We start from the raw sequence: 13,439 nt of genomic DNA, 5'->3' as shown, positions 1-13,439 counted from the left end.
AACTGAGGAAATCAAACTACAATGGATACTCATCGTCCCATTCGTCGCGCACTATTAAGTGTGTCTGATAAAACCGGTATTGTTGAATTTGCCCGCGCACTTGAAGCGCAAGGCGTTGATATTTTATCAACTGGCGGCACATGTAAACTACTTGCTGATAACGCCATAAAAGTGACTGAAGTATCAGATCACACAGGCCACCCTGAAATCATGGATGGTCGCGTAAAAACTCTTCACCCAAAAATTCACGGCGGCATATTAGCCCGTCGCGGACAAGATGAAAGCGTAATGGCAGATAACAACATTTCTGCTATCGACATAGTTGTAGTTAACTTATACCCCTTTGCGAATACAGTCGCTCAAGAAAACTGCAGCCTTGAAGATGCCATTGAAAATATTGATATTGGCGGCCCTACAATGGTTCGTGCAGCAGCTAAAAACCACAAAGATGTAACAATCGTGGTAAACGCGAGCGACTACGACCGTGTTATTAGCGAAATGCAAAACAACAATGGTTCAACAACGTACAAAACACGTTTTGATTTAGCGATTGCCGCCTACGAGCACACAGCACAATACGATGGCATGATTGCTAACTACTTCGGTAAAATGGTGCCTGATTACACCGAGGAAGCTGCTGTAGAGACTAAATTCCCACGTACTATCAATATGCAGTTCACTAAAAAGCAAGATATGCGTTACGGTGAAAACTCACATCAAGATGCTGCTTTTTATGTTGAAAATGACATTACTGAAGCATCAGTTGCAACAGCAACTCAATTGCAAGGTAAGGCCCTTTCGTTTAACAACATTGCAGATACCGATGCAGCACTTGAATGTGTTAAAGAATTTGACGTACCTGCGTGCGTAATTGTAAAACATGCTAATCCGTGTGGTGTTTCAATTGGGAGCAATATTCTACAAGCATACGAGCGCGCTTTTAAAACAGACCCTACATCAGCATTTGGTGGCATTATTGCCTTTAACCGAGAGCTAGATGCAGCAACTGCACAAGCAATTGTTGACCGTCAGTTTGTTGAAGTAATTATTGCACCTAGTATTTCGAGCGACGCTGCAAAAATTGTTGAAGCTAAAAAGAACGTGCGTCTATTAGAGTGTGGACAGTGGACAGGTAAAGCCGCAGGCCAAGATATTAAACGCGTTAACGGCGGTATTTTAGTTCAAGACCGCGACTTAGGCATGGTAACGCAAGGCGACTTAAAAGTTGTTTCTAAGCGCCAGCCTTCTGAGCAAGAACTTAAAGATTTACTGTTTTGCTGGAAAGTAGCTAAATTTGTTAAATCAAACGCAATTGTTTATGCCCGTGACGGTATGACCATTGGTGTGGGCGCAGGCCAAATGAGCCGCGTATACTCAGCTAAAATTGCAGGTATAAAAGCAGCAGACGAAAACCTTGAAGTTAAAGGTTCAGTTATGGCGTCTGACGCATTCTTCCCATTCCGTGATGGCATTGACGCAGCCGCAGCCGCTGGCATTACAGCGGTAATTCAGCCTGGTGGCTCAATGCGTGATGAAGAAGTGATTGCAGCTGCTGATGAAGCTGGCATGGCAATGGTACTAACTGGTATGCGCCATTTCCGCCACTAATCACACAAAGGGTTAAACGTTGGTTTAACCCTTTTTGTTTGCTATAAATTCACGTATTCTGATTATTCAATAACCTATTTAAAATTATAATGTGAAGGAACAAACAATGAAATTTGCGCTAAAATCGCTACTTGTAGCCACACTAACAATGACATCGACTATGGCGCTTAGCCATAACCACGAATCAAGCCTTGAACATGCACTTCAATCAAGCGAACGCAGTGCTAAAAACAGCGCTCGTGATGAATATCGTCACCCAGCTCAAACACTTGCATTTTTTGGCTTTAAACCAACCATGACAGTTGTTGAAATTGCACCCGGTGGTGGTTGGTATAGTGAAATTTTAGCGCCAGCATTAAAAGAACAAGGCACTTATTATGCCGCGCACTTTCCTGCTGATTCATCAGTTGGCTACTACCAACGCTCTCTTGCAGGCTTTAAACAAAAAGTAGCTGAAGATGAGCGCTTTAGTAGCGTTAAAATTACTGAGTTTGCACCTGTAACACATTTAGATATTGCGCCAGCTGGCAGTGCCGATATGGTTTTAACATTTCGTAATGTACATAACTGGTATATGGGCAAAGATAAAAGCGGTGCACTAAGTGCATTCCAAGCTTTTTATAAAGCCCTTAAACCAGGTGGTACATTAGGTTTAGTTGAACACCGTTTAGCTGAAGAGCGTGCTGATGAAGATCAAAAAACATCAGGTTATATGAAGCAGAGCTACGTAGTAGACCTTGCTGAACAAGCTGGGTTTGAATTAGTAGCAAGCAGTGAAATAAATGCAAATCCAAAAGATACAGCCGATCACCCTAAAGGTGTATGGACGCTACCACCAAGCTTAAGACTCGGCGAACAAGATGCTGACAAATATAAAGCCATTGGTGAAAGCGACCGCATGACGCTGAAATTTAAGAAACCGCTTTAAATAGGAATTTTCGCCATGAATGTTTTAGTCATTGGCAGCGGCGGCCGCGAACACGCACTTGCGTTTAAAGCCGCTCAAAACACCAAAGTAAATACTGTATTTGTAGCCCCTGGTAATGCAGGTACTGCACTTGAACCAAAACTTGAAAACGTAGCAATAAACGTTGACGACTTAGATGGTTTACTTAATTTTGCACAGCAAAATAAGGTAGAGCTTACTATTGTAGGTCCTGAAATACCATTAGTACTGGGTGTTGTTGATAAGTTTCGTGAACATAACATGGCTATTTTTGGACCAACGGCGGGCGCAGCTCAACTTGAAGGTTCGAAATCGTTTACTAAAGACTTTTTAGCACGTCATAAAATCCCAACGGGCGACTACCAAACGTTTGAACAAATTGAGCCTGCCCTTGCTTATTTAAAAGAGAAAGGCGCGCCAATTGTTGTAAAAGCAGATGGTTTGGCTGCGGGTAAAGGCGTAATTGTAGCCATGACGGAGGCCGATGCCGAAGAAGCGATTCGCGATATGCTTGCGGGTAATGCTTTTGGCGATGCGGGAAGTCGTGTTGTTATTGAAGAGTTTTTAGACGGTGAAGAAGCGTCTTTCATCGTAATGGTTGATGGTAAAAACGTATTACCATTTGCAACCAGCCAAGATCATAAACGCGCTTACAATGGCGATGCGGGTCCTAACACGGGTGGCATGGGTGCATACTCACCTGCACCAGTTGTTACTGATGAAATCCACCAGCGTATTATGAACGAAGTGATCTACCCTACGGTAGAAGGCATGGCAAGCGAAGGCCATCCGTACACCGGCTTTTTATATGCAGGTTTAATGATTGACGAAACAGGCACCCCTAAAGTAATTGAGTACAATTGTCGCTTTGGCGATCCTGAAACTCAACCAATGATGCTACGTTTGCAATCAGATTTGGTTGAATTGATTGAAGCTGCTAACCGTGTAGAACTTGATAAAACAACAATTGAGTTTGACCCACGCGCAGCAGTTGGTGTTGTACTTGCCGCTAAAGGCTACCCTGGTGATTACCCTAAAGGTGACGCTATTTCGGGGCTAAAAGTGGATTACCCTGCAGGTGAAAAAGTGTTTCATGCGGGTACTAAACAAAGTGGCAATGACGTTGTAACCGCAGGCGGTCGCGTATTATGCGCAACAGCACTTGGTAACACTGTTACGCAAGCGCAGCAACGCGCCTATGAGCTTGTTAAACAAATTAGCTGGGATGGTATGGAATATCGTACAGATATAGCTTACCGTGCTATTGCACGCGAGCAATAGCATATAATACCTATTCATTGGTATAACCAATTAATTTAACTAAAAAAGCGCAGTTTCCCTGCGCTTTTTTAGTGCTACACTAATTAAAAGGTTTTTTAAAAGTAAATTAACGTTGGAACTAAGAACTTTACGTTACCATGCAATTGCTGTTGCCATACTGATTTTTATATTTTTTATAATCAGTACATTGGCATCAAACTTAGTCGTGCCTACACGATATACAATTGATAAAACGGCTCCAATGTACCTCGATTACGCCTACTATATTGACGAAACCAAAACTAAAACATTCGATACCATCATTAACCAACCTGAATTACTTACTCATCAACCATTTTCAGATGTTCCATGGAGCTTTAGCCAACAAAATTATTGGTTGTTTCTTGATTTAGAAAATAAAAGCCTTAACAAGCAAAATGTTGTGGCACATTTTGACAACCCTATGGTCGATCACCTTACGGTTTATCGCCTCGATAAAAATAACAAACTAGTTGAAACATACAAACTCGGCGATAAAGAAGAAGCCCTCTCTTTGTTTGAATACAGCGTACCGCATATTCGCTTTTTAGTAGAAAGAAAATCATCACAACGCCTAGTAATAAAAATAGACACAATCGGCATAAGTAAAACACCTGTAAACTTGTATCGTGATAAAGAGTTTATTGACTTAGTGCGATCTCAAACTGGGATCTGGGGTATTTTTGTAGGCGTGCTATTGATGGCTGCGCTTTACAACTTGGTGCTTTATTTTGGTATAAAAGACCGTGTTTATTTAATTTATATTGGCTACATCGTCAGCGCTATTACGCTAATGGGTGCAGTACTGGGCTTTGGTTTTTATTTATGGCCTAAGCAATGGCAGCTCTTTATTCACGAACAAATTGTATTTAGTAATTATGGGGTCGCCTTTTTCACCCTTGCTTTTTGCACCATGTTTTTGCGCTATCATAAAGATAAATGTTGGCGTTACAAAATGAGCATAGCTCTACTTTGGCTAATGTTTACTCTTGCTGTATGTAGCTTGTTTATTCCTGAAAATATAGCGGCTCCTATATTTTTTGGTGTAATGGTACTGCTTTATATTACTTGTATTATTTTAATATATAACAAGTTACGCAGTGGTTTTAGGTGGGCTAAGTTTTATGTTTTATCATGGATACCGCTAATTTTTGGTGCGGCAATTCAGCCTATGGAACTCACTGGTGTTTTACCGTATACCTTTGCAACCCGCCATGCCTTTTTAGTCGCTATTTTGTGTGAAGTTATTTTAATGGCGATGGCATTAGCAGACAGGGTAAGGTATCAGCGAGAACGTGCGCTTTATCATGCCACGCATACACAACAAACACGATTACTTAATAGCTCCAAGCTAAAACAAGCATTTATGGCACTACAAAGCCAAAACCGCTCAACAACGTTGTGTTTAATAAAAATACGTCACTTTAATTCACTCAATACAATTATTACCTCTTCTCAGGGCTACACACTTATAAAGCATATAGCCAAAGAGCTTGAATTAGAACTCAGCCATGAACGTGAATTTACAAACCTCGAAACAGATTTAAACACCAGTCCTCGCTTAGCCGATTTAAGCAGTGGTGTATTTGCCTGTATTTCTACAAAAACACAAAACCAAGAAATGCTAGAAGCACTACTGACTAAAATAATTAGTAGCCTACCAAAACAATATGAAATTAAAGGGCTAAACCTGCAGCTTAGTTACAGTATAGGTATTAGTAGTGCAGGCAAGACTAACGACTTTGAATATTGGTTAAAGCGTGGTTATTTAGCGCTTAAAAAAGCAAAAGGTAGCGTTAATCAAGTTGGGTCATCGTCAAACGGTAATAATCTGATGATGGACGTTGCTCTAGCCGCTAAGCTGCAACAAGCAATCAAAACAAATCAACTGGCGCTTTATTACCAACCTCAAATAAACTTATTAAGTAACCACGTAAGTGGTGCTGAAGCTTTATTACGTTGGCCCGACCCAACTTACAGCAACTTATCAATTGAAGAGCTAATAATACTTGCTGAACACACAGGTATTATTAACGAGCTAACACTGTGGGTAATAGAGCAAGCCTGTAAAGACATAGTTGAGCTTACAAAAAATGGCTATAACGAGCACACAATTAGCGTAAATTTAAGTGCTAAAAACTTAACCATAAATAATTTAGCCGAAAAAGTAGAAAATATTTTAATTAAATACCAAGTGCCGGCACACTTACTTAAATTTGAACTAACCGAATCGGCCTTCGTAGATAGTCAAGATGCACTTATAAAGTTAGTTGATGAGTTAACCGCATTAGGTATTAAAGTGGTACTGGATGACTTTGGGACGGGCTACGCGTCACTTAGCTACTTAGTTAATTATCACTTTAGTGAGCTTAAAATAGATAAGTCATTTGTTTTTGATTTGCCTAATAACCCAACTCACCAAGTTATTGTACAAACAGCCATTGATATGGCGCATAACCTCAATTTATCAATAACAATTGAGGGAGTAGAAACCCAAGAAATCCATCACTTGCTCAAAGATATGAACGCTGATTCCGCCCAAGGTTATTTATACGCAAAAGCACTGCCTTACACCGACTATTTACACTTCTTAAAAAGCCAATATAGCTTAAAAATGTTAGACTCCTCTTTTTAACATCTTTAGGGGCCAAGTAAAGATGCAAGGCACACTGCGTAAACTAAAATCGAGCTTAACCGAACCAGTACAATATCACTTACCTGTAGGTGAACACTTAGTAGACTTAAATGCATTTATAGGTAAGGAGCTTACGCTTACCTTTAGTGGCACTATTTTATGTTCTAACTGCGGTAAAAAAACCAAAAAAAGCTATTCTCAAGGTCACTGTTTTGTATGCATGCGCAAGCTCGCTAGTTGCGACATGTGTATTATGAAACCAGAAACTTGCCACTACGATCAAGGCACTTGCCGAGAGCCACAGTGGGGCGAAGAAAACTGCATGATCCCACACTATGTGTATCTCGCTAATACCTCTGGATTAAAAGTAGGTATTACCCGCCACACACAAATACCGACTCGCTGGGTTGATCAAGGCGCGACTCAGGCATTACCTATTTTTAAAGTGCAAACTCGCCTGCAATCTGGTTTAGTAGAAGTTGCATTGGCTGAATTTATTGCCGACAAAACTAATTGGCGCAATATGCTAAAAGGTCAAAACGACGCAATTGACTTAAAGGCAGCGGCAGCCGAGCTGATACCACAAATTAGTGAAAAGCTAAACGAGCTCAGTGAATTATTTGGCGCAACAGCAATAGAGCAACTTGATGAAGATGTGGTTGATTTAAACTTTCCAGTAACCGAATACCCAACAAAAATTAGCTCATTTAACTTTGACAAAGACCCTGTTGTAAGTGGTGTTTTACAAGGTATTAAAGGTCAGTACTTAATCTTTGAAAAGGGCGTTATTAATATACGTAAATTTACGTCTTATGAAGTAACCGTAGGCTAACGGGCTATGTTAAACAGCTACCCACAATTATTGGTTATTTATAATGAGCTTGAGATAGCCCATAACCAACAAGAGCAACAAGAGTGCTTGCACAGCGTTACGCAAAGTGAGCTAAGCGATGTGCGAGTACTTAACAAGCAAGGTGACTACCTTAATTTACAAGGCACTGTTTGCCCTAAATTGAATGGCGAGCAACTAGCACAGCTTGTTACAGCTTACTTATTAAATGAAGGACAATGCTGCCTTGGTAAAGTCAAAACCCTAATCACAGCGCAGGCGTTTGATTTACTAGGGCTATAAACACTCTCTTTATCTAAACCTCAGTAAGCACTTTTATATGCGCTACAGCACTGCGACCTAAAGCTGATAGCGCATAGCCACCTTCTAAATACGAAATAACCCCTTTGCAACCGCCCTCTTTAGCCACACCACATAGTTGCTCGGTAAGCCAAATATAGTCATCTTCAACAAATTTTAAGCTTGCCATATCATCTTCTAGGTGAGCATCGAACCCTGCGCTAATAAAAAGTAAGTCAGGCTTAAACGCTTTTAATTTTGGTAGCCATTGCCCAGTAAACACCTCTTTTAAATCGTCGCCATTACTGGCAATTGGCAGAGGTGAATTAACTATATGACTATTATTTTTAACCGCTGTATTTGGGTAAAACGGATACTGAAATAACGAACAAAGCAGTACATTTTCGTCATCAATAAAAATATCTTGCGTGCCATTACCGTGGTGTACATCAAAATCCGCAATAGCAATGCGCTTAACCCCTTTGCTTTGTGCGTACTTAACAGCAATAGCTAAGTTATTAAACACACAAAACCCAGATGATGAGTTTTTGTTAGCGTGATGCCCTGGCGGGCGCACTGAGCAAAAAGCAGCATCGAGTTTATCGGCAAGTATTTCATCAACCGCTAACAATCCTGCACCTACTGCCCGCTCAATCGCTTTAAACGAATCGGGGCACAGCCACGTATCGCCATCTAAATTAGCGAGCCCTTCTGTTGGTAGCGTATTTTCTACGTGTTTAAGTAAAGCTTCATCGTGAGCAAGTAAATAATGCTCACGCTCGGCCTTGGGTGCTTGTAGGTGTGTTAAGCCAACATCTACGCCGCTGGCAAGTAATCGGTCTGTTATGGCATCTAGACGTTCTGGGCACTCGGGGTGGTCGTCTATCATTTTATGCTTACGGCAATGAGGATGAGAAATAACAGCGGTACGCATAAAAAGTCCCTTACAAGGTGTAAAAACTTAATATAGCAAAGCCACCGATGGGTGGCTTTGCGACTTTGGTTTATATCAATACTTTAAATATCAATATTAGCTATTTTGCTTTTAAATGTAGGTTTCTAAAGTCAAAGCTAAAGTCGGTCACTTGTGTTGATACCGCACGCATTTTGGCACTGTTTACACGATTTTGTGAGCTCATTTCAAAACGAATAAACGCATCTGCTTCTAGTAATTTTTCATCCCACTTAACAATAAATGTATTACCAGTGTAATGCTCAAGAGTGCCTTTCAAGCGTTTAGTGTGGGTAAAATCAATGCGTAATTTACCATCTAACTGCTCAATAATTACATCGCCGTACCAATCATCGTGTAATGTACCGGTGTAATTAATGTTTGGTAATTGTGGTTGGTAGTCAGCGGGGGCTTCTGGTTTTGCATTAACATACGCTTGTTGTTTGCCTTCAAAATGGCTTTTAGCTAAATCCTCTACCCAGTCTTTATCTTCAAGCTCAAGTGCATCTTCGAGTACTTCATGGGTTACCGCCGAAAGCGCACCAAAAGCTTGTTGATTAGATAAAATAACAATACCAAGTTTTTTCTCAGGCAATAAAGTAACTTGCGATACCATTCCTAAAATACCACCGCCATGACCTAGCTTTTTAAAGCCATGGTAGTCTTCAATGCTCCAGCCTAACCCATAACCCCTAAACTGCTGATGATACGATTCAAACGCACTTTTAGACGCCATAGATGTAATATGTGGGTGCCACATTTGCGCTTGTTGCTTTTCACTAAATAGCTGCTCGCCACTTGGCATTTTACCGCCTGCTAATTGCGTACGTAGCCATTGACTCATATCGCTTACACTTGAAGCAATGGCGCCTGCGCCTCTAAAGTCCTCAAGGTAGTTCACAAAAAAGGGATGAAGCGTGCCATCCATAGGAATATGACCTGTCGCCCAGTTTTTATTACTTTTTGGAATACGTGAAAATCCCGCGCGTGAGTTATCCATGTGCAGCGGCTGTAATATATTTTTTTCGATGTAATCGTTCCAGCTGATACCCGACACACGTGCAACCACTTCACCAGCGGTAACAAACATCAAGTTGTTATAAGCGTACTTACTACGAAAGCTGCTTGCTGGTTTTAAGTACTGTAATCCCGCTAAAATTTCATCAACTGATTTATCGGTACTTGGCCAAATCATTAAATCGCCTTGCCCAAGCCCAAGCCCACTGCGATGGCTTAATAAGTCACGAATACGCATTTCGCGTGTTACGTACGAATCGTACAACCTAAACTCGGGTAAATGATCAATTACGCGGTCATCCCAGCTTAATTTACCTTCATCAACCAACTTTGCCAGTGCCGCAGTAGTGAATGCTTTTGTGTTTGAAACAATACCAAATAAAGTGTCTTTGTTTACTTTTTTGTTGGTATCGAGATTAGTTACACCAAAGCCTTTAGCAAATATTACTTTATCGTTTTCAACAATGGCAACTGCCATACCGGGTACGTCAAAACGTGCCATTGACGCTTTAATTACATCGTCAACTTTGTTGGTATCAACTTGTGCCCAGCTGCTAAACGTAGAGCCTGCTAATAGTGCAATTGCGGCAAGTTTGGTTAATTTCATATCAATCCTATTTTATTATTTTTGATGAACTGCAAATTCAATTGCTGCGCGCTCTTGATTGGTGTCGCTTTTTTGTGCGCGATTTAATATGGCATCACTGTATTCTTTTGGTACGCCCGCTTCAAGTGAACCGCGATGAACGTGTTTTATGTACCAATCATATGGCAGTACATTGCTGTCATGGGTATTAGCTATATAACAATGTGCGGCTACAGTCTCACCCGTTAAAAGCATTGGGGCTATATCTACGCAGTCGTAACCTATGCCCTCAATACTGTCTAAAATAGCTTTTTCTTCTTCATTGAGCTCATAAATAACGCCGTAAACCAATGCATCTTCTTTATCGCTCGGACAAATACTGCATTTACCTGAGCCATCTTTAAATAGCATATCAAAAGTAAGCTCGTAGCCTTTAAGTATCGCAGTTCCTACACGCTTTACATTGGGCAAGCGCGCTAACAAACGGTTAGATGACATATTAGAACCAAACGAAAAATTATATAGCGGCATTTTTATCTCCTGCGCTTTTTGAATAAGTTAAATAACAACACGTACTGCAAGTGCAATTAAAATAATGCCAATTCCACGGTCAAACCAATAACCGCGTTGTTGGAAAAAGCCCCTTACATTATCGCGAGAAAGCATCATTGAAAGCATTGAAAACCACGCCCAAGTAGCCAATGCCATGTACACGCCGTAGCCGACCTGTACGCTAGTAGGTGTTGTTGGGCTAATCACGAGTGTAAATAACGACATAAAAAATAACGTGGCTTTTGGGTTTAATGCATTGGTGAAAAAGCCGCGCCTAAAAGCCACCCAAACGGGTTCCTCTTGAACGGTTTTGTTTTCAACATCTTTTACAGCCTCGCCTTCATTACTTTCAGGCGGTTTTGCAGCTCTAAGAGCTTGTACGCCTAAGTAAGCTAAATATGCACCAGCAAGGTACTTGAGCGCCATAAATAAACTAGGCGATTGCGTTAAAATAAGCGCAACACCTAAAACGCAATAGGCAACGTGCAGTAAAATAGCAGCGCCAACACCTGCGCTTGTCCACAATGCATTGCGCCTTCCTAGTTGCACACTTTGCTTAAGTACTACGGCAAAGTCAGGCCCTGGGCTTGCTACTGCAAAAAAATGAGCAATAACAATCAGTAAAAATTCATCTAAGTATTCCACGCAGATCCTTGCTAGTTTGGCGAATAAGCTAATAACAGCGGGTTGGCCGAGTTATTTACCAATGCTTTAATTTCTTTTTGTGCTTTTTTAAACTGGCCACGTAAATGCGGCTTTAAATGCTTTTTAGACACTTTATCGTTTTTAAAGTAACTAATTAGGGCATGCATAAATACCGTATGCGTTTCACTTAACTTAGCTTCACGGTTAGCGTATGGGTTATAGCAAGAGCCACACCCGCCTTTAAACTGATACACCGTATTACTCATCATCACACCAAACCCTAAAAAACAAGCAAGTGCATCAGCAGCTTGTGGTAAATACTCCCTACCACCAGGCGGCAGCACCCCAACGTGATGTATAAGTATGGTAGCTAGAGTACCTGCATAACTTGCCACTAAATCTTGTGGCTGATTAATCTGATTAGGATTAAAAGAAATATTAATCGTATGGCTTGGCGGCACAATTAGATGGCTGCCTTCGCCACGTATTTCATTGCTAAATTCAAAGTGTGGAAAAACTTGCGGTTGTAATTGCTGCGGTGCAACTAGCTGGATAGGCCATGCGTTCATACCCGCGTAATTAGTAACGCGGTTAAAAACATTACTCGCCATTTCTTCAATGCTCGATACCGAATCAGGGAAAAAAGTGGCCGTTGGCAGTATTATTTGAGTGTGCTTTGTAAAAAACTCAGCATCAAAGTTTTCTACAGCCCAAATAAATGTATCAATAAGCCATTGCTGTTCTTGCTGCTCTAATAATGGCTTTGATTTAAATAAAGCTAACATAGTGTGCTCTTTTAGGTTTTAGTTTAGGTGCTTACGTAGGTGCTAACTTAGTCTTTTTGTGTAAGCGCCCAGTCCCACGCTTGAGTATTGTATAGCGGCACTGTTGATAGCGCATGGTGGTGGCTTCCACTGGACTCTTTAGTTGAGTACGATAAGTACAATAAAGTACGATTTTCAGCATCGTAAATACGACGCACTTTTAGTGATTTAAATAATATACTTTTAGATGATTTAAAAATCACCTCGCCCGACTTGCTACGGTCTATTTTTTGTAGCTGCTGCGCTGTAATAGGCCCCGTTTGACGACACGCTATAGACATATCAGAGGGATCAGAAAAGTCCAAATTAGCCTCTATGTGACTAATATGACAAGTAACGCCCTCAACAATAGGATCTTGCTGCGAATTCACCACAACATCTTTAGTTGTAAATAACCCAAGGCTTACCGACGCAACATCGTCAGAGCAAGCACTTAACGTAACAATTGCACCTGCAAGTAAAGCTAAACGTTTAAATTTTTGTGGTAATTTCATACTTATCCTTAATGAATATATAGGTAACTTAGTAGATAAATTACTAAGCGAAGGTTCACCTGTTTGTTTTTATACTAACATCAAAAATAAATACGACTAAATTAGTTTAAAGTAAAGATTTTAGATAGCTCAGGGTTTAGCGACCCCTCTTGTATTTGATACAATTACCTCTCGCTCATGCAGTAACTCATAATAGGAAACGCCTAAATGCCGCACATTATTATTGAACACTCAGAAGACCTCCCCGTTTTACCTCAAGTATTGGTAGAAAAAATTCATACAACCGCTTTCGAAAGTAACTTGTTTGAATTAGAAACCATAAAAACACGTGCTATTGCTTATCAGCAATATCAACTTGGCGCAGGAAAATCAGGGTTTATACATATCGCGGTACATATTTTGGCAGGGCGCTCAATTGAGCAAAAACAAATGTTAAGCGAACTACTACTTTCATGTTTAAAAACATATTGCAGAGCATCAGACAGTCTAAGCGTAAATATTTACGATATTGAGCATGAGATATACCGTAAAAATTAGTTAACTCTTGTAGTTTTGAGCAATAAAAGTAAACACTAGTAAGTAAAAAGCCCCAATAGGGGCTTTTTGTCTTCTGAAATTAAATGCTGAACACTGTCACTTATAAAGCAAAGCATCTGATCTAACGCTGGAATTTAATAGTGCATTCGCACTATTTCAAATTTAAGAAAGCTTAGCTTAATCTATGGATTAATTTTATTTAGATTACGTTTATT

General features: G+C 40.4%; 13 protein-coding genes. 7 read left to right on the top strand and 6 right to left on the bottom strand.

What is annotated here, in order from left to right; genetic code table 11:
* The first annotated feature begins 21 nt into the window (after positions 1-21).
* The 6 genes from purH to H5122_RS15615 all read left to right on the top strand — a co-directional run bounded on the left by purH (position 22) and on the right by H5122_RS15615 (position 7,620).
* A complete protein-coding gene (gene purH, locus H5122_RS15640) occupies positions 22-1,608 on the top strand; it encodes a bifunctional phosphoribosylaminoimidazolecarboxamide formyltransferase/IMP cyclohydrolase (protein ID WP_182682565.1) in 1,587 nt (528 codons plus the stop codon).
* 106 nt (positions 1,609-1,714) lie between these two features.
* Positions 1,715-2,536 (top strand): class I SAM-dependent methyltransferase, encoded by an 822-nt coding sequence (locus H5122_RS15635; protein ID WP_182682566.1) that lies wholly within the window; start codon positions 1,715-1,717, stop codon positions 2,534-2,536.
* Positions 2,537-2,551: 15 nt separating this feature from the next.
* The gene (gene purD / locus H5122_RS15630; protein WP_165744701.1) at positions 2,552-3,835 is read left to right on the top strand and encodes a phosphoribosylamine--glycine ligase; all 1,284 of its coding nucleotides are present in this window, start codon (positions 2,552-2,554) and stop codon (positions 3,833-3,835) included.
* A gap of 112 nt (positions 3,836-3,947) precedes the next feature.
* A complete protein-coding gene (locus H5122_RS15625; protein ID WP_182682567.1) occupies positions 3,948-6,488 on the top strand; it encodes an EAL domain-containing protein in 2,541 nt (846 codons plus the stop codon).
* Positions 6,489-6,510: 22 nt separating this feature from the next.
* Positions 6,511-7,320, top strand: coding sequence for a DUF2797 domain-containing protein (locus H5122_RS15620; RefSeq protein ID WP_024597548.1), 810 nt, complete (start codon positions 6,511-6,513; stop codon positions 7,318-7,320).
* A 6-nt stretch (positions 7,321-7,326) separates the two neighbouring features.
* Positions 7,327-7,620: a hypothetical protein gene (locus tag H5122_RS15615; RefSeq protein ID WP_182682568.1), complete on the top strand. Its 294-nt coding sequence runs from the start codon at positions 7,327-7,329 to the stop codon at positions 7,618-7,620.
* 13 nt (positions 7,621-7,633) lie between these two features.
* On the opposite strand, the gene H5122_RS15610 is transcribed toward H5122_RS15615, so the two are convergent.
* The 6 genes from H5122_RS15610 to H5122_RS15585 all read right to left on the bottom strand — a co-directional run bounded on the left by H5122_RS15610 (position 7,634) and on the right by H5122_RS15585 (position 12,687).
* On the bottom strand, positions 7,634-8,551 hold the full coding sequence (locus H5122_RS15610) for a histone deacetylase family protein (RefSeq protein WP_182682569.1): 918 nt from the start codon (positions 8,549-8,551) through the stop codon (positions 7,634-7,636).
* A 100-nt stretch (positions 8,552-8,651) separates the two neighbouring features.
* Positions 8,652-10,193, bottom strand: a complete 1,542-nt coding sequence (locus tag H5122_RS15605) for a serine hydrolase (protein ID WP_182712999.1) — start codon at positions 10,191-10,193, stop codon at positions 8,652-8,654.
* 15 nt (positions 10,194-10,208) lie between these two features.
* Positions 10,209-10,703, bottom strand: a complete 495-nt coding sequence (locus H5122_RS15600; protein WP_182682571.1) for a gamma-glutamylcyclotransferase family protein — start codon at positions 10,701-10,703, stop codon at positions 10,209-10,211.
* Positions 10,704-10,730: 27 nt separating this feature from the next.
* The gene (locus H5122_RS15595; RefSeq protein ID WP_182682572.1) at positions 10,731-11,369 is read right to left on the bottom strand and encodes a LysE family transporter; all 639 of its coding nucleotides are present in this window, start codon (positions 11,367-11,369) and stop codon (positions 10,731-10,733) included.
* A gap of 11 nt (positions 11,370-11,380) precedes the next feature.
* Entirely contained in the window at positions 11,381-12,154 is a 774-nt protein-coding gene (locus H5122_RS15590; RefSeq protein ID WP_002957816.1) for a hypothetical protein, read from the bottom strand.
* A gap of 47 nt (positions 12,155-12,201) precedes the next feature.
* Positions 12,202-12,687 carry a CreA family protein gene (locus H5122_RS15585; RefSeq protein ID WP_002957817.1) on the bottom strand — a complete coding sequence of 162 codons (486 nt, stop codon included), beginning with the start codon at positions 12,685-12,687 and terminating at the stop codon, positions 12,202-12,204.
* A 207-nt stretch (positions 12,688-12,894) separates the two neighbouring features.
* Between H5122_RS15585 and H5122_RS15580 the strand changes: the two genes are divergently transcribed.
* Positions 12,895-13,224, top strand: a complete 330-nt coding sequence (locus H5122_RS15580) for a 5-carboxymethyl-2-hydroxymuconate Delta-isomerase (protein WP_002957818.1) — start codon at positions 12,895-12,897, stop codon at positions 13,222-13,224.
* The last annotated feature ends 215 nt before the right edge of the window (positions 13,225-13,439 follow it).

Origin of the sequence: Pseudoalteromonas sp. SG43-8 (genome assembly GCF_014164245.1) — a bacterium.
Classification (GTDB): Bacteria; Pseudomonadota; Gammaproteobacteria; order Enterobacterales; family Alteromonadaceae; genus Pseudoalteromonas; species Pseudoalteromonas distincta.
The sequence above is the reverse complement of the archived record's forward strand: the minus strand, read 5'-3'. Positions and strand labels throughout refer to the sequence as shown.